The organism is Streptomyces sp. NPDC001796, from assembly GCF_042892355.1.
Lineage (GTDB): Bacteria > Actinomycetota > Actinomycetes > Streptomycetales > Streptomycetaceae > Streptomyces.
The window spans coordinates 140,179-156,682 of record NZ_JBIAUC010000006.1; the positions used below are offsets into that span (position 1 = coordinate 140,179).

A 16,504-nucleotide genomic window follows, 5' to 3' on the forward strand; every position below is an offset into this window, starting at 1 on the left:
CGTACGGGATGGAACCACCGCACACTCAGCGCAATCGGACCACGGTGGGTGCCGGAATCGGTCAGTTCGTCGCCCTGTAGGTCGCCTCCGCCTGGTCGAACAGCCGGGTGACCTCGTCGCGTTCGGCGTCTGGGCCGCGCACCTGCACCACGTGGTAGCGGCCGCCGACGAGGACGGCGAGGTTGCGCACGAACAGCTCCTGCCCGTTGCCGTTCGTCCAGGTGAACTGCCCCTCGGCCATGGTCCGTCCGCCGACGTCGATGCGCCGCATCCCGCTGGAGGTGGCCCACGTCGAGTCGCGGAACGGCTGCAGTTCGGGCTCCGACTCCCGCTGGTACGTCAGCGGGTCACTGCCGTACCTGCCGGTGGTGTCGCGTCCGGGCACGACGATCAGCTGGAAGTCGCCCTGGGAGTAGAGGACCTGGCCCTGCGCGTTCTTCGGCGTACGGTCCCAGCCGTCGGCCACGGCGACGCTGAAGCCTTCGGGGTCCTTGCGCAGGGTGAACCCCTGGGCGACCTGGGGGCCGGTGGCCTGCGTCTGCGGTGAGTCGGCCGGTTTCGAGGGTCCGGTGGAGCCGCCCTGCTGCGGCTGCTGCGCGCCGCCCGGGTCCGACTGCTGCGGGGCGGGGCTCGCCTCCCCGGCGGCGCCGGTGCGCTCCCCCGCGGTGCCGCTGCCGCTGCCGGTCCCGGCCTTCGGCATGAACGCCATCGCGTACGCGATCGCCGCGGCAAGCGCGAGCAGGATCAGCAGAAGCAGGGTGCGGCCGAGGCGGCGCGGCTGTGGGCGGCCGTCCCTGGCCCGTTTGTGACGGGCGTGGGTGGTCGCGGGCAGCCCGGCGCGCCGCCTGCGGACCAGTTCGCCCCGGCGTCGCACGATCGGCAGCCGGGTGGGGTCGACGGGCGGCGCCGCTATGACGTGCGCCCCCGCCTCCGGTTCGGGCGCGGACCGCACGAGGGAGCGCAGCCATCCGCTCAGCTCCTCGAAGTCGGGCCGCTCGGTGGGGTCCTGACGCAGCAAGGACTCCACTACCGGACGCAGCGGGCCGCACTCCTCGGCGAAGGCGGGCGGCTCGGAGCAGACGAGCTGGACCAGCTCGGCGGTGCTCTCCTCCGGGTACGGCGCGTGCCCCTGGACGGCCCGGAACAGCAGCGCGCCCAGCGCCCACAGATCGGTCGCGGGCCCGATCGGCGGTGCCAGCTGCCAGTTCTCGTGCACGGGCCCGGCCTGTTCGGGCGCCCACCGCTCGGTGACCGGCCCGACCACGGCCATCCGGGCCTGCCGCGCCCGCTCGGCGGCGAGGGGGGTGGCGGGGCCGCGGTGGGGCCAGGGGGTGGCGGAACCGGGGAGCGCGGCTTTGTCGTGCGGGCCGCTGCCGCTGCCCTGAGGACCGGGTGCGGCGTCGGGGGTCGTGGGGCGGGGGACGGCGCCGTGCCAGGACGCCGTGCGGCCCGTCCCGTACGGGTCGGCGATCCGGCCCGGGGGCGGGCTGCCGGGGCCGCCGCCCTGGCCGGACGGCGGCTGCGGCGGGGTGTCGGGGCCCGTGTCGGCCGGGCGGGGCGCGGGCAACGCCGTGTGGCTGCCGCGCTGTTCCTCCTGCACTCGTGCCGCGGCCCGGGCCCCGGCGCGGTAGGCCGCGATCGCCCCGGCCCGTGCCGCGCGCACGTCCTCCGCGGACTCCAGCGTGCGGGGCGCCACGGCGGGCACACCGGCACCGGCCGGGCCCGCCCCCGGAGCGGCGCCGTTCGCCCGCGCCTCGATCGCGGCCCGCCGCGCGGCCTCGGCGTCCGCACCGCGCACCGACCCGCCGGGCCCGAACGGGCCGCCACCGGTTCCACCGGGCCGGGGAGCGGGCACGGGGACCGTGAGGTCCCCATCCGGCGTACCGGACCCCGGCTCCCGTGCCGGCACCGGGTCGTACCCGCACAGCGCCTCCTCGGCCGCCCCGGCCGCCAGGCCGGTCACTATCACGCGGCCGTCCTCGCAGACGAGCACCGTGCGGGCGGTGATGTTGCGGTGCACCCAGCCGTGGGCGTGCAGGACGCGCAACGCCATGAGGACGTCGGAGGCGACCTCGGCCGCGCGGTACGGCGTCAGCGGCTGTTCCGCGAGCAGCGCGGCGAGCGGAGTCGCGGCCACGAGTTCGCTCACGATCCACAGCGAGCCGCCCTCGGCGAACACGTCGAAAACCTGGTCGAGGCGAGGGTGGTCGGGTATCTGCGCGGCGGCCTGCGCGGCCTCGACGGCGCGCCGCACGGCCGGGTCGGTGGGCCGGCGCGTGGCCGTCGTCCGGCCCGGACCATGGCCGCGCCCGCCGAGGCCGTCGCGCGCCACGAACCCCGCGGGCAGCCCGTCCGCGTCGAGCACCTCCGCCTCGACGACCTCGGGCAACGGCACCTGCCGTATCAGGACCTCCTGCCCGCTGTAGGTGTCGAAGGCCCGGGTCTCGGCGAACTCGTACTCGTCGGCGGGGGGCAGCGGCAGGCGGTAGCGGTCGGCGAGTACCCGTCCCGCATAGTCGTCCACGATGCCTCCCCCGGCCGCACGGTCGGTCAAGTCCGTTCGTCCCGCGTCCCGTTCCGGATGCGTACGGTTCGCGATCCGTCCTTCACGATACGTGCCGGAGGCAACCCGCAACGCGGGGATGTCATATCTGCCCACGGCACGATCGGACGGAACGTCAGACGGACGCTCGCTACGTCACGACTTCGGCTGGAACGTCTGGGTCAGCGTCTTCCAGGTGTTCTTGCGCAGGTCCCCGTCCCAGTCGTCCGCCTTCGCCGTGTACATCAGCCCGTACCCGAGGTGCGAGTTGACGACGAAGCCGCGGTCGATCACCCGGTAGGTGGTGTCCGAGTCCACGTAGGTGAACTCCCAGTCGGCGGTGTTCCAGCCGCGGTAGTCCACCTTCTCGATGCCGATCCGGTGGTACTGGGGGCGCACCATGTAGCGCTCCTGGCTGTTCCAGTCCGCCACCGGGTCGTCCTTGGGCGTGGCCGTCCAGGCGACCAGCAGCTTCTGCCCGTTCGGCCCGGTGAAACGGTCGCCTGCGTCGTCCGACGACGCGTACTTCCAGCCGGCCGGCAACCCGATCGAGTAGCCCTGACCGCCCTTGTACGTCGTCACGTGGGCGTCGCCGCCCGCCGCGCCGGAGGCTGACGCGCCGGCGCTCGCGGCGGGCTCGCTGTCCGCCGCGTTCTGCTGGTCCGACCCGTTCGTCGTGGTCGTGCCGGAGCTGCCGCTGTCCGAGCGCGTCGCGCCGCCGCTGCCCTTGCCGCCGCTGCCCTTGCCGCCGCTCCCTGCGGTCGCGGTGGACTTGGTGGCGCCCTTCGAGCCGGTCTGCGAGTCGTCGTCCCCGCCCCACGGGATGAGCGCGAGCACGGTCCCCAGCACCGCGAGCACCACGACGACGGCGACGATCACCAGCGTCCGCTTGGGCACCACGTCGGTGAGCGGCGCGCGGGGCGGCGTCACCGGCCGCGGCGGCCGGTCCGGGTCCGGCACGATGGGCCACCCCGAACTCGGCTTCGCCGGACCGGAGTTCGATCCGACGGCAGCGGTGTGCGACCGCGCGTCCGCGGAGGCTGCCCCCGAGCGTCCGGCGTCGGAGGCCCCGGTCGCGGGAACGTCCACCCGCGCGGCCACCGCACCCTCGGCCACCTTGGCGGGGGCGGCCCCCTTGGTCCGCGCGGCCGTCGCGGCACCCGCCGCCGTCGCCGCGCCCGCAGTCGCCGCCCTGCGCACCGACCGCAGGGCCCCGCGCAGTCGATCCGCGGCCTCCTCGCCCCGCTTGGGGCCGGAGCCCGACGCCCCCTTCTGCTTCTCCTTGGCCTCCTCCGGCACCGGCGGCAACGCCACGACCCGCGTCGCGTCCGCCGGCACCTCCGCCTCCGTCTCGGGGGCGTGGATGACCTCGTTGAGCATCGCCCGCGCGCCCGCGTCGTCGAGCCGCTGCCCCGGGTCCTTGGTGAGCAGCCCGTGGATGACGTCCTTCAGCGGGCCTGCGTTCTTCGGCTCCTCGAGCGGCTCGGTCATCACCGCGGTCAGGGTGGCGATGGCCGACCCCTTGTCGTACGGCGGCACGCCCTCGACGGCCGCGTACAGCAGTCCGCCGAGCGACCACAGGTCCGCCGCCGGGCCGGGCTTGTGCCCTCGGGCTCGCTCCGGCGAGATGTAGGAGGGGGCGCCGACGAGCATGCCGGTGGAGGTGATGGACGGGTCGCCCTCGACCTGCGCGATGCCGAAGTCGGTGAGCACGACCCGGCCGTCCTCGTCGATCAGCACGTTCGACGGCTTCACGTCGCGGTGCAGGATGCCCTCGCGGTGCGCGGCGCGCAGCACGTCGAGGATCGCGAGCCCGACCTCGGCGGCGCGCTTCGGTTCGAGCAGACCGTCCTCGCGGATGACCTCGGCGAGCGACTTGCCCTCGATCAGCTCCATGACGATCCAGGGCCGGTCGTCCTCATGGACCACGTCGTAGACGGTCACCGCGCCGTTGTTGCGGATCCGGGCGATCGCCTTGGCCTCCCGCAGCGTGCGCGTGATGAGCCGGCGCTTCTCGTCCTCGTCGATGTTCGACGGGAACCTGAGCTCCTTGACGGCGACCGTACGCCCCAGGGTCTCGTCCTCGGCCCGCCACACCGTGCCCATGCCGCCGCGGCCGAGTACGTCCCCCAGCCGGTACCGCCCGGCGAGGAGACGTTCGCTCTTGTCCTGACGGGTTGTCCCCGCCCGCTCCGCCTCCGACATGCGTCCCCTCATGCAACCCGCCCTGACAGAGCCTCCATTGTCCCCCACGCGCGGAGCGCCCCACGCCCAGGGTGCCCCTGATTCGACGGCTCCCCCCGGTCGGAGGACGCCCGGGGGCGGCGAACGGGGGCGGTGCGGCGGACCGGGCGTGCGCCGGGCACCCGGACCGCGCCCACGTCGCACCCTGCCGCGCCCCACCACGCCGCCGCGGCCTGCCCGCCGACGGCCCCAGTGCTTTGACTCGCCTTCAGGCCATGGGCGTCACTCTCAGTCCTGCCCGCGCCCTGCCACCTTCCCAGCCCTTCCCAGCCCTTCCTTCCTGGCCCTTCCTACCTGGCCCTTCCTACAAGGGCACTATGTCCGGCGCTCCCAGCCTCGCCGCGTCCGCCGTCAGGTCGTCGGGCTGGCGCTGGGACTCCCGCTCCGCCTGGACCCGCTTCTCGTAGTGCTCCACCTCGCGCTCGATCTGGTCGCCGTCCCAGCCGAGCACCGGCGCCATCAGTTCGGCCGCCTCCCGGGCGCTGCGCGCGCCGCGGTCGAACGTCTCGATCGAGATGCGGGTCCGCCGGGTCAGCACGTCGTCCAGGTGGCGCGCTCCCTCGTGCGACGCCGCGTAGACGACCTCCGCGCGCAGGTAGTCGTCGGCCGCGTGCAGCGGTTCGCCCAGTGACGGGTCGTCGGCGATCAGGTCGAGCACTTCCTCCGCCAGCGAGCCGTAGCGGTTCAGCAGGTGTTCCACCCGCACCACGTGCAGCCCCGTGCGCGCGGCTATGCGGGCCCGCGCGTTCCACAGCGCCCGGTAGCCCTCGGCGCCCAGCAGCGGGACGTCCTCGGTGACGCAGTCGGCGACCCGCCGGTCCAGGGCGTGCACCGCCTCGTCGACGGCGTCCTTGGCCATCACCCGGTACGTCGTGTACTTGCCGCCCGCCACGACCACCAGACCGGGCACCGGGTGCGCCACGGTGTGCTCGCGGGAGAGCTTGCTGGTCGCGTCCGACTCCCCGGCGAGCAGGGGTCGCAGGCCCGCGTACACGCCCTCCACGTCGTCGCGGGTGAGCGGCACCGCCAGGACGGAGTTCACGTGCTCCAGCAGGTAGTCGATGTCCGCGCTGGAGGCCGCCGGGTGCGCCTTGTCGAGGCTCCAGTCGGTGTCGGTCGTCCCGATGATCCAGTGCCGGCCCCACGGGATGACGAAGAGGACCGACTTCTCGGTCCGCAGGATCAGGCCCGTCGTGGAGTTGACCCGGTCCTTCGGCACCACCAGGTGGATGCCCTTGGACGCCCGCACATGGAACTGGCCGCGCTCGCCCACCATCGCCTGGGTGTCGTCGGTCCACACCCCCGTCGCGTTGACGACCTGCTGGGCACGGATCTCGTACTCCCCGCCGGCCTCCACGTCCTGCACCCTGGCGCCGACGACCCGCTCGCCCTCACGCAGGAAGCCGGTCACCCGCGCGCGGTTGGCGACCTTCGCGCCGTACCACGCGGCCGTGCGCACCAGTGTCGCGACGAAGCGGGCGTCGTCCATCTGTGCGTCGTAGTACTGCAACGCCCCGACCAGCGCCTCCTTCTTCAAGCAGGGGGCCACGCGCAGGGCGTGACGGCGACTCAGGTGACGGTGCAGCGGCAGGCCCCGGCCGTGGCCGCGGGCCATCGACATGGCGTCGTAGAGGGCGACGCCCGAGCCGGCGTACAGCCGCTCCCAGCCCTTGTGCTGGAGCGGATACAGGAACGGCACCGGCTTCACGAGATGGGGCGCCAGGCGCTCCAGCAGCAGCCCGCGCTCCTTCAGCGCCTCGCGCACGAGGGCGAAGTCCAGCATCTCCAGATAGCGCAGGCCGCCGTGTATGAGCTTGCTGGACCTGCTCGAGGTGCCCGACGCCCAGTCACGTGCCTCGACCAGCCCTGTGGACAGACCACGGGTGACGGAGTCCAGCGCGACGCCCGCACCGACCACACCGCCGCCCACGACCAGCACGTCCAGCTCGCGCTCGGCCATTCCCGCCAGTGACTCGGCGCGCTGCGCCGGCCCCAGTGCCGCTGTCCTCACCGCTGCCTCCCGCTCGGTCGCGCCGGCCGCACCCGTCAGTCAGGCGAAGCCCTGCTCCTTTCCCCCATGCCCAAAGTCTGACCGTGATGCCCGACTTCGGCCACCACGCGCCCACGGCCTGTGGACAACACTCACGGAAACGCCACCAGCCAATACCGCAAATCGGTCATATTTACTCCTAGTCTGACATTGCGCTCGCTCGTTCTGTCCACAGCGCTTGCGCACGTCTCCCACCTCGGCTATTGGGAAGGACGGCCCACGCCATGCCCGCAGATCTCGCCGTCATCGGACTCGGTCATCTCGGCCTGCCCCTGGCCCAGGCCGCCGTCGCCGCCGACATCTCCACGCTCGGCTACCGGACCGGCCCAGAGGCCGGTTCCCTCACCGCCGCCGAACTGCGCCGAATGCTCGCGCGGGGCTTCCGCCCGACCGCCAACCCCGCCGAGCTCGGCCGCGTCCGCACCGCCGTCATCTGCGCCCCCGTCCCGCGCGGCGCCGACGGCGGACCCGACCTCACCCAGGTGGAGGCGGCCGCCCGCACCCTCGCCGCACGGCTGCGCCCGCACACCACCGTGATCCTGGAGTCGCCGGTGCCGCCGGGCACCACGGAGGGGTTCCTGCGCCCGCTCCTGGAGAAGACCTCCGGGCTGCGCGCAGGACGCGACTTCCACCTCGCGTACTCACCGAGCCGCGTCGACCCCGGCAACCGCGACTTCCACGCCGCCAACACCCCCAAGGTCATCGGCGGCCTCACCCCCGCCTGCACCGAGTCGGCCGCCACCTTCTACGGGCGCCTCACCGACAAGGTGGTACGCGCGCGTGGACCCCGCGAGGCGGAGACCGTGCAGGTGCTGGAGACGAACTACCGGCAGGTCAACATCGCCCTGGTGAACGAGATGGCGGTGCTCTGCCACGACCTCGGCGTCGACCTGTGGGACGTCATCCGCTGCGCGGAGTCCAAGCCGTTCGGCTTCCAGGCCTTCCGCCCCGGCCCCGGCGTGGGCGGCCACTCCGTGGCCCAGGACCTGTCGGGCACGACCGGCCGCGCCCTGCGGATGGTCGAACTGGCCCAGCAGGTCAACGGCCGTATGCCCCAGTACGTCGTCCAGCGCGCCGCCACGCTCCTGAACGAGCACGGCAAGTCGGCCCGCGGCGCCCGCGTCCTGCTGCTCGGCGTGACGTACAAACCGGACGTCGCCGACCTGCACGGCTCCCCCGCGCAGGAGATCGCGCTACGGCTGATGGAGCTGGGCGCGTCGGTCAGCTACCACGACCCGTACGTGCCTGCGTGGAGCGTCCTCGACCGGCCGATCCCCCGCGCGGATTCTCTGTACGAGGCGGCGGCCGGAGCGGACCTGACGGTTCTGTTGCAGCAGCACCGGACGTATGACCTGCAGGGTTTGTCGGTGAAGGCGCAGTTGTTGCTGGACACCCGGGGAGCTACGCCTACGGGGGCGGCGCACCGGTTGTAGCGGGGTGAGCTTCCGGTGGCGTCCCAGGGGCACCCCCTTCCATGGCGCCGCCCCCGCCCAGTTTCCCGTGGCCGGTCCATTCCCACAGCACGCCCACCACCTGCGAGAACGCGCAGCGCACACGAAGGGGCCCGGTGCACCCCCACGGATGCGCCGGGCCCTCGACGCGCCGTACGGCTACCGCCTGTGCTGCGAGTCCGCCACCGTCACCTCGACCCGCTGGAACTCCTTCAGCTCGCTGTACCCGGTGGTCGCCATCGCCCGGCGCAGCGCCCCGAAGAAGTTCATCGAGCCGTCCGGCGTGTGCGACGGGCCCGTGAGGACCTCCTCGATGGTGCCGACCGTGCCGAGGTCGACCTTCTTGCCGCGCGGCAGCTCCTCGTTCACGGCCTCCATGCCCCAGTGGTGGCCCTTGCCCGGGGCGTCGGTCGCACGCGCGAGCGGCGAACCCATCATCACCGCGTCCGCACCGCAGGCGATCGCCTTGGGCAGGTCGCCGGACCAGCCGACGCCGCCGTCCGCGATCACGTGCACGTACCGGCCGCCGGACTCGTCCATGTAGTCGCGGCGGGCCGCCGCCACGTCCGCGACCGCCGTCGCCATGGGGACCTGGATGCCCAGCACGTTGCGCGTGGTGTGCGCGGCGCCGCCGCCGAAGCCGACCAGGACGCCCGCCGCGCCGGTGCGCATCAGGTGCAGGGCCGCGGTGTACGTGGCGCAGCCGCCGACGATCACCGGGACGTCGAGCTCGTAGATGAACTGCTTCAGGTTCAGCGGCTCGTGCGAGCCCGAGACGTGCTCCGCCGAGACCGTCGTACCGCGGATGACGAAGATGTCCACGCCGGCGTCGACGACCGCCTTGGAGAACTGCGCCGTGCGCTGCGGGGAGAGCGCTGCCGCGGTGACCACGCCCGAGTCGCGCACCTCCTTGATGCGCGCGCCGATCAGCTCCTCCTTGATGGGGGCCGCGTAGATCTCCTGCAGACGCCGGGTCGCGGTGTCGGCCGGCAGCTCGGCGATCTCGTCGAGGAGCGGCTGGGGGTCCTCGTACCGCGTCCACAGGCCCTCGAGGTTCAGCACGCCGAGGCCGCCCAGCTCGCCGATGCGGATCGCGGTGGCCGGGGAGACGACGGAGTCCATGGGGGCGGCCAGGAACGGCAGCTCGAAGCGGTAGGCGTCGATCTGCCAGGCGATCGAGACCTCCTTCGGGTCCCGCGTACGGCGGCTGGGGACGACGGCGATGTCGTCGAAGGCGTACGCCCGGCGGCCGCGCTTGCCGCGCCCGATCTCGATCTCAGTCACGTCTGTGGCCTTTCCCTGATGCGTTTCAGCGTCTTCCAGTATCGCCGACGGCTGCGACGGCGCCCCTCCACAGGTACGGCGAGGGCGGCCCCGGGGTCCGGGACCGCCCTCTGGACGACCTTCACGCGTGCGCGTGCGTCACTTCTGGGCGCTGTAGTTCGGCGCCTCGACCGTCATCTGGATGTCGTGCGGGTGGCTCTCCTTCAGGCCCGCCGAGGTGATGCGCACGAAGCGGCCCTTGGACTCCATCTCCTCGATGGTGGCGGCGCCCACGTAGCCCATGGTCTGGCGCAGACCGCCCACGAGCTGGTGCAGCACGTTGGAGAGCGGGCCGCGGTAGGGCACCTGGCCCTCGACGCCCTCGGGCACGAGCTTGTCGTCGGAGGAGACCTCGGCCTGGAAGTAGCGGTCCTTGGAGTACGACTTGCCCTGGCCGCGGGACTGCATGGCACCGAGCGAGCCCATGCCGCGGTACGACTTGAACTGCTTGCCGTTGATGAAGAGCAGCTCGCCCGGCGACTCCTCGCAGCCCGCCAGAAGGCTGCCGAGCATCACGGTGTCGGCACCGGCGGCGAGCGCCTTGCCGATGTCGCCGGAGTACTGCAGACCGCCGTCGCCGATCAGCGGGATGCCCGCCGGGCGGGCGGCGAGGGAGGCCTCGTAGATGGCGGTGACCTGCGGGACACCGATGCCGGCGACCACACGGGTCGTACAGATCGAGCCGGGGCCCACGCCGACCTTGATGCCGTCGACGCCGGCGTCGATCAGGGCCTGGGCGCCGTCACGGGTGGCGACGTTGCCGCCGATCACGTCGACGTCCACGCTCGACTTGATCTTCGACATCCAGCTGAGGGCGTTGCTGTTGTGGCCGTGCGAGGTGTCGACGACCAGGAAGTCCACCCCGGCCTCGGCCAGGGCCTGGGCGCGCTCGAGCGCCTCGGGGCTGGCGCCCACGGCGGCACCGACGAGCAGGCGGCCCTCGGCGTCCTTGGCGGCGTTGGGGTACTTCTCGGCCTTGACGAAGTCCTTGACCGTGATGAGGCCCTTGAGGAGACCGGCGTCGTCGACCAGCGGAAGCTTCTCGATCTTGTGACGGCGCAGCAGTTCCATGGCGTCGGCGCCGGAGATGCCGACCTTGCCGGTGACCAGCGGCATCGGCGTCATGACCTCGCGCACCTGCCGGGAACGGTCGGTCTCGAAGGCCATGTCGCGGTTGGTGACGATACCGAGCAGCTTGCCGGCCGGGTCGGTGACCGGGACGCCGCTGATGCGGAACTTGGCGCACAGGGCGTCCGCCTCGGCGAGCGTCGCCTCCGGGTGCACGGTGATGGGGTCGGTGACCATGCCGGACTCGGAGCGCTTGACCAGGTCCACCTGGTTGACCTGGTCCTCGATGGAGAGGTTGCGGTGCAGTACGCCGACGCCGCCCAGGCGGGCCATCGCGATCGCCATGCGGGACTCGGTCACCTTGTCCATCGCCGCCGAGAGCAGCGGGATGTTCACCCGGACGTTGCGGGAGATGCGGGACGAGGTGTCGACCGCGCTCGGGAGCACTTCGGAGGCTCCCGGCAGCAGCAGCACGTCGTCGTAGGTCAGCCCGAGTGTCGCGAATTTCTCGGGCACTCCGTCGACGTTGGCAGTCATGACACCTTCCCCAAATGGCCTTGATCGGTGCGGATGTCCATGCTAACGGGAAGCATGGGGCTCTCATTCCACGGTTGAGGGTGCTGCTCGGCTTCGTATGTTCCTACGGAGTCGGTGAGCCGCCTGTTCATGCATGAGGCCCGAAGGCCTCGTCCCGACGGGCAAACGAGTTCGGCACCGCCGGAACCACGCCGTCGTGGCCGGTCGCCGTCGCGGCGGAAAGGAACTCGCTACTGCTCGGCGAGCGCCCGCAGGCGACTCAGGGCCCGGTGCTGGGCCACCCTCACCGCTCCCGGTGACATTCCCAACATCTGACCCGTTTCTTCCGCCGTCAAGCCCACGGCGATGCGCAGCAGGAGCAGCTCGCGCTGGTTCTCGGGGAGGTTGGCGAGGAGTTTCTTGGCCCACTCGGCATCGCTGCTGAGCAGGGCACGCTCCTCGGGGCCCAAAGAGTCGTCCGGTCGTTCGGGCATCTCGTCCGAGGGGACCGCCGTCGAGCCGGGGTGGCGCATCGCCGCCCGCTGCAGGTCCGCGACCTTGTGCGCGGCGATCGCGAAGACGAACGCCTCGAAGGGGCGGCCCGTGTCCTTGTAGCGCGGCAGGGCGAGCAGGACCGCGACGCAGACCTCCTGGGCCAGGTCCTCGACGAAGTGCCGGGCGTCGCCGGGCAGCCGGGACAGTCGCGTACGGCAGTAGCGCAGCGCCAGAGGGTGGACGCGGGCGAGCAGGTCGTGGGTCGCCTGCTCGTCGCCGTCGACGGCGCGATGGACGAGCGCACCGATCAGCGTTGTCTCGTCGTCGCGCATCGGTCCATGGTGCCTCGGCGTCGTACGGTCCGTGGCACTGCGTCCGTAGTTGTGCACCGAAGCGTTATGAGCAGGTGCGCCGGAACTCATCTCCTGCGCCCTCCCCTCCCGCTCGATCGACTCGTCCCCGAGGAACTCCACACCCTCAAGGATGCGGCATCCGCGACGAAACGAGCAGCGGGCACCGGGCGGGCCCCTTCGCCGGGCGGCTCGAGGGAGGAGCTTCCCCGAGGTCGCCGTGCCCCGCCCGCCCTGCGGCAGGCGGGGATCTGCGCACCCCCGCGGTGGTCCACTTAGCGGACCAGGCCCCACCGGAAGCCGAGCGCCACCGCGTGTGCGCGGTCGGACGCGCCGAGCTTCTTGAACAGACGCCGGGCGTGCGTCTTCACGGTGTCCTCGGAGAGGAACAGCTCACGGCCGATCTCCGCGTTGGAACGGCCGTGACTCATGCCCTCGAGCACCTGGATCTCGCGCGCGGTGAGCGTGGGCGCGGCACCCATCTCGGCCGAGCGCAGCCTCCTGGGGGCGAGCCGCCAGGTCGGGTCGGCGAGGGCCTGCGTGACGGTCGCGCGCAGCTCCGCACGCGAGGCGTCCTTGTGGAGATAGCCGCGCGCGCCGGCGGCGACCGCGAGCGCCACCCCGTCCAGGTCCTCCGCGACGGTGAGCATGATGATGCGCGCACCAGGGTCGGCGGACAGCAGTCGCCGCACGGTCTCGACGCCGCCCAGACCGGGCATGCGTACGTCCATCAGAATCAGGTCCGAACGGTCGGCCCCCCAGCGGCGGAGGACTTCCTCGCCGTTGGCCGCTGTCGTCACGCGCTCGACACCGGGCACGGTCGCCACCGCGCGGCGGAGCGCCTCTCGGGCAAGCGGGGAGTCGTCGCAGACGAGGACGGATGTCATGACCGCCCTCCGCAGCTGATGCGCGTCACCTTGAGCCTCCAGGCTGGTACGAATCGTCACCTGTGCGGTCGACGCCCTCGGACGCCTGCCCGAGCGCTTGTTGTTTCAACCGCCTCCGCACTCTCAACGATGGTCACTCGAAAGAGTTACGGTGCAGCAAGCCATCTTCGGCACTGTACGTGAGGGCACGAACACGGTGCAGACACGCGCAGCGTAACCCCCAACTTTCATCACAACCTATGCCCCATTTAGCCGCTTTTCTTCCCGTTAGCTGGTGTCTGGCGCTAGATTCGCAATGAGTCATATTTTCATCTCATAAGATCGTCGTTGCACGGTCGAGAACCCATATCCGCCCAGAACGGCAACAAGGGGACACGCAATGGCAGATTTCTCCCGCCTTCCCGGTCCGAACGCGGATCTGTGGGACTGGCAGCTCCATGCGGCCTGCCGTGGGGTCGACAGTTCGCTCTTCTTCCATCCGGAGGGTGAACGCGGGGCGGCCCGGAGCGCTCGCGAGAACTCGGCCAAAGAGGTCTGCATGAGGTGCCCCGTCCGCGCCGAGTGCGCGGCCCACGCCCTGGCGGTGCGCGAGCCGTACGGGGTCTGGGGAGGGCTGACCGAGGACGAGCGCGAGGAGCTCATGGGGCGGGCGCGGAACCGGCTGGTACCGGCCTCGACGGCCGGCGGAGGCCACGACCACGCCGCCTCGACCAACTGAAGGAACGTTTTTTCAGTCGCGGGCACGCACATGTGCCCGGGGTTGGGGCGCTGTACCGCCCCGAGGGGGCTGTTTCAGGGGGCAGGCACCGCCCGCGAGGGGGTCGTTTCACGGGGTCGGGCCGTTCAGGGGGATTTGCCGGGGCCGTTCCGCACCCGCCTCAGGGCGTCGTCACCGCTCTTCGGGGACCGCCGCCGCGTGCGAGAACCCGCCGCCGAGCGAGAGTCTCCGCCAGGGATCCGTTATCGCACGGCCGCCCGCGCCAGTTCCCCCAGCGTCGCCGCCACCGCCGGCACCTGGGCCAGGTCCGGCAGCGTGAGGGCGACGATCTCCCGCCGTACCGCCGGTTCCAGCGCGACCGGGCGCACCCCCCTCGGACGTACGGACTCGACCGCGAGCCCCGGCAGGACGGCCACGCCGAGGCCGGCGCCGACCAGTCCGACCACCGCCGGATAGTCGTCCGTCGCGAAGTCGATGCGCGGGGTGAATCCGGCACTCGCGCAGACCTGCACCAGCTGTCCCCGGCAGCGCGGACAGCCCGCGATCCACGGTTCCTCCGCGAGTTCACCGATGGAGACCGACTCCGCACGCGCCAGCCGGTGCCCCTCGGGGACGAGCCCGACGAGCCGGTCGGTGAGCAGGTGGCGTACCACCAGGTCGTCCCACTCCTCGACGCCCGCCTCCGCGCCCTCGTAGCGGAAGGCCAGCGCGATGTCGCAGTCACCGGCGCGCAACTTCTCCACGGACTGGGGCGGCTCGGCCTCCTCCAGGGAGACACGCGTGCCCGGGTGCGCGGCGCGCAGGGCGGCGAGCGCGGTCGGGACCAGTGTGGAGCTGCCGCTCGGGAAGGAGACGAGGCGGACGCGGCCGGCCCTCAGGCCCGCGATGGCGGCGACCTCCTCCTCGGCGGCGGTCAGCCCGGCCAGGATGCCCGCCGCGTGACGTACCAGCGCCTCGCCCGCCTCCGTCAGGCGCATCTCGCGACCGCTGCGCACCAGCAGCGGCGTGCCGACGGACCCCTCCAGGGCCTTCATCTGCTGGCTGACGGCGGGCTGGGTGCAGCCCAGCTCGCGTCCCGCCGCCGAGAAGGAGCCGGTGGCGGCCACGGCGCGCAGCACACGGAGATGTCGAGCCTCGATCACGCCGCGAGCATAAGCGAACCTTGGGCAGGGACGCGAATAATGCGTCGACGCTTTGACCGCAGGTCCCTTACCGTGCGGGCATGAAGCTTCTGTCACTGAACGTGGGCCGGCCCGTGGCCGTCGACTACACCGACCAGCCGGAGGGTCTGACCGGCATCGACAAGCGGCCGGTGGACGGGCCCGTACGGGTGACCGCGCCCGGGCCGAAGGGGACCGGCGCGAGCGGACTGGCCGGGGACGCGGTGTGCGACCTTCGGCACCACGGCGGTGACGACCAGGCGGTGTACGCGTTCGCCCGGGAGGACCTCGACGGCTGGGAGCGCGAGCTGGGCCGGTCGCTGCCGAGCGGCTCCTTCGGCGAGAACCTCACCACCGAGGGGCTCGACGTGGCCGGCGCACGGATCGGCGAGCGCTGGCGGATCGGGACGGAGCTGGTGCTGGAGGTGACCTGTGGGCGGATTCCGTGCCGCACCTTCCAGGAGCACCTGGGCGAGCGCGGCTGGGTGAAGCGGTTCACGCACAAGGGTGCCCCGGGCGCCTATCTGCGTGTGATCGAGCCCGGTGAGATACGGGCCGGCGACCCCATCACCGTCGTGCACCGTCCCGACCACGACGTCACCGTCGCCCTGCAGTTCCGGGCGGTGACCACGGAACGGCACCTGCTGCCGCGCCTGTTGGCGGCGGGTGACGCGCTGCACCCGGAGAGCGTGACGGCGGCACGGGAGTACGCGCGCAAGTACGCGGGGCGGAACTAGTGCCCCGGCAGGCAACGTTCGCCCCGCCGCGACGGGGCGAGCGTTGCCTGTTGGGGCACTGGTCCCGGGCGCATGAACGTTGGCGGCGCAACCGGTGAAAATGCCCGGTCCACCAGGCGGACTCGCCGACTCCGGTCACTATCGTTGGGTCATGACAACGGCTCTGATTACGGGATCGACCGCGGGCATCGGCGCCGCGTTCGCACGGCGGCTGGCCGCCGACGGCCATGACCTCGTCCTGGTGGCGCGCGACACCAAGCGGCTGCGGGAACAGGCGACCGAGCTGCACGACCGGCACGGCATCGAGGCCGAGGTGCTGACGGCGGACCTGGCGACCGACGAGGGCATCGAGGCGGTGGCCAGGCGCCTGTCCGACCTGAAGAACCCCGTCGACCTGCTCGTGAACAACGCGGGCTTCGGCAACAAGGGCCGTTACCTCGACGTCTCGATGGCCGACGAGCTGCGGATGCTCAAGGTGCACTGCGAGGCGGTGCTGCGGCTGACGAGCGCGGCGGCGGAGGCGATGCGGGGGCGCGGTCGCGGCGGGATCGTCAACGTGGCCTCGGTCGCGGCGTTCGTGCCGCGCGGCACGTACGGGGCGTCGAAGGCGTGGGTCGTGCAGTTCACGCAGGGCGCGGCGAAGGACCTGGCCGGGTCGGGCGTACGGCTGATGGCGCTGTGCCCGGGCTTCGTCCGCACCGAGTTCCACGAGCGGGCCGGGATGGGCACGGACAACATCCCGAACTGGATGTGGCTGGACGCGGACAAGCTGGTCGCCACCGCGCTCGCCGACCTGGCCCGCGGCAAGACGCTGTCGATCCCGGACCCGCGGTACAAGGTGCTGATGGGCATGGTGAAGGTGACGCCGCGCGCGCTGCTGGGCGGGATCAGCTCGCGGACGGGACGCAAGTACGGGCCTCAGTAGCACGGGTGACGCCGCCCCTCGGGTGGGAAAATGGGGCA

12 protein-coding genes are annotated in these 16,504 nt (G+C 72.2%); 4 read left to right on the top strand and 8 right to left on the bottom strand.

Annotated features, from left to right (window positions below; translation table 11 throughout):
• Window positions 1-61 precede the first annotated feature (61 nt).
• The 3 genes from ACFYZE_RS14705 to ACFYZE_RS14715 all read right to left on the bottom strand — a co-directional run bounded on the left by ACFYZE_RS14705 (window position 62) and on the right by ACFYZE_RS14715 (window position 6,797).
• Window positions 62-2,524 (bottom strand): protein kinase, encoded by a 2,463-nt coding sequence (locus ACFYZE_RS14705; RefSeq protein WP_388992767.1) that lies wholly within the window; start codon window positions 2,522-2,524, stop codon window positions 62-64.
• Window positions 2,525-2,698: 174 nt separating this feature from the next.
• Window positions 2,699-4,747, bottom strand: a complete 2,049-nt coding sequence (locus ACFYZE_RS14710) for a serine/threonine-protein kinase (protein ID WP_388993454.1) — start codon at window positions 4,745-4,747, stop codon at window positions 2,699-2,701.
• Window positions 4,748-5,090: 343 nt separating this feature from the next.
• On the bottom strand, window positions 5,091-6,797 hold the full coding sequence (locus ACFYZE_RS14715; RefSeq protein WP_388992770.1) for a glycerol-3-phosphate dehydrogenase/oxidase: 1,707 nt from the start codon (window positions 6,795-6,797) through the stop codon (window positions 5,091-5,093).
• Window positions 6,798-7,060: 263 nt separating this feature from the next.
• Here ACFYZE_RS14715 and ACFYZE_RS14720 point away from each other — a divergent pair, with 263 nt between their 5' ends.
• Window positions 7,061-8,269, top strand: a complete 1,209-nt coding sequence (locus ACFYZE_RS14720) for a nucleotide sugar dehydrogenase (protein WP_388992773.1) — start codon at window positions 7,061-7,063, stop codon at window positions 8,267-8,269.
• A gap of 177 nt (window positions 8,270-8,446) precedes the next feature.
• On the opposite strand, the gene ACFYZE_RS14725 is transcribed toward ACFYZE_RS14720, so the two are convergent.
• The 4 genes from ACFYZE_RS14725 to ACFYZE_RS14740 form a co-directional block, all read right to left on the bottom strand.
• Entirely contained in the window at window positions 8,447-9,571 is a 1,125-nt protein-coding gene (locus ACFYZE_RS14725) for a GuaB3 family IMP dehydrogenase-related protein (protein ID WP_388992776.1), read from the bottom strand.
• A 138-nt stretch (window positions 9,572-9,709) separates the two neighbouring features.
• Window positions 9,710-11,215 carry an IMP dehydrogenase gene (gene guaB / locus ACFYZE_RS14730; RefSeq protein ID WP_103837500.1) on the bottom strand — a complete coding sequence of 502 codons (1,506 nt, stop codon included), beginning with the start codon at window positions 11,213-11,215 and terminating at the stop codon, window positions 9,710-9,712.
• Window positions 11,216-11,445: 230 nt separating this feature from the next.
• The gene (locus tag ACFYZE_RS14735; protein WP_055493219.1) at window positions 11,446-12,021 is read right to left on the bottom strand and encodes a sigma-70 family RNA polymerase sigma factor; all 576 of its coding nucleotides are present in this window, start codon (window positions 12,019-12,021) and stop codon (window positions 11,446-11,448) included.
• 293 nt (window positions 12,022-12,314) lie between these two features.
• The gene (locus tag ACFYZE_RS14740; protein ID WP_003948568.1) at window positions 12,315-12,926 is read right to left on the bottom strand and encodes a response regulator transcription factor; all 612 of its coding nucleotides are present in this window, start codon (window positions 12,924-12,926) and stop codon (window positions 12,315-12,317) included.
• A 379-nt stretch (window positions 12,927-13,305) separates the two neighbouring features.
• Here ACFYZE_RS14740 and ACFYZE_RS14745 point away from each other — a divergent pair, with 379 nt between their 5' ends.
• Window positions 13,306-13,644: a WhiB family transcriptional regulator gene (locus ACFYZE_RS14745; protein WP_388992780.1), complete on the top strand. Its 339-nt coding sequence runs from the start codon at window positions 13,306-13,308 to the stop codon at window positions 13,642-13,644.
• Between the two features lie 242 nt (window positions 13,645-13,886).
• Here the strand turns inward: ACFYZE_RS14745 and ACFYZE_RS14750 are convergent, their stop codons facing one another.
• Window positions 13,887-14,786 carry a LysR family transcriptional regulator gene (locus ACFYZE_RS14750; RefSeq protein WP_388992783.1) on the bottom strand — a complete coding sequence of 300 codons (900 nt, stop codon included), beginning with the start codon at window positions 14,784-14,786 and terminating at the stop codon, window positions 13,887-13,889.
• Window positions 14,787-14,866: 80 nt separating this feature from the next.
• Here ACFYZE_RS14750 and ACFYZE_RS14755 point away from each other — a divergent pair, with 80 nt between their 5' ends.
• Together ACFYZE_RS14755 and ACFYZE_RS14760 are read left to right on the top strand one after the other, a co-directional pair.
• Window positions 14,867-15,541: an MOSC domain-containing protein gene (locus ACFYZE_RS14755; RefSeq protein WP_388992786.1), complete on the top strand. Its 675-nt coding sequence runs from the start codon at window positions 14,867-14,869 to the stop codon at window positions 15,539-15,541.
• 151 nt (window positions 15,542-15,692) lie between these two features.
• Window positions 15,693-16,466, top strand: coding sequence for an SDR family NAD(P)-dependent oxidoreductase (locus tag ACFYZE_RS14760; protein ID WP_388992788.1), 774 nt, complete (start codon window positions 15,693-15,695; stop codon window positions 16,464-16,466).
• Window positions 16,467-16,504 lie beyond the last annotated feature (38 nt).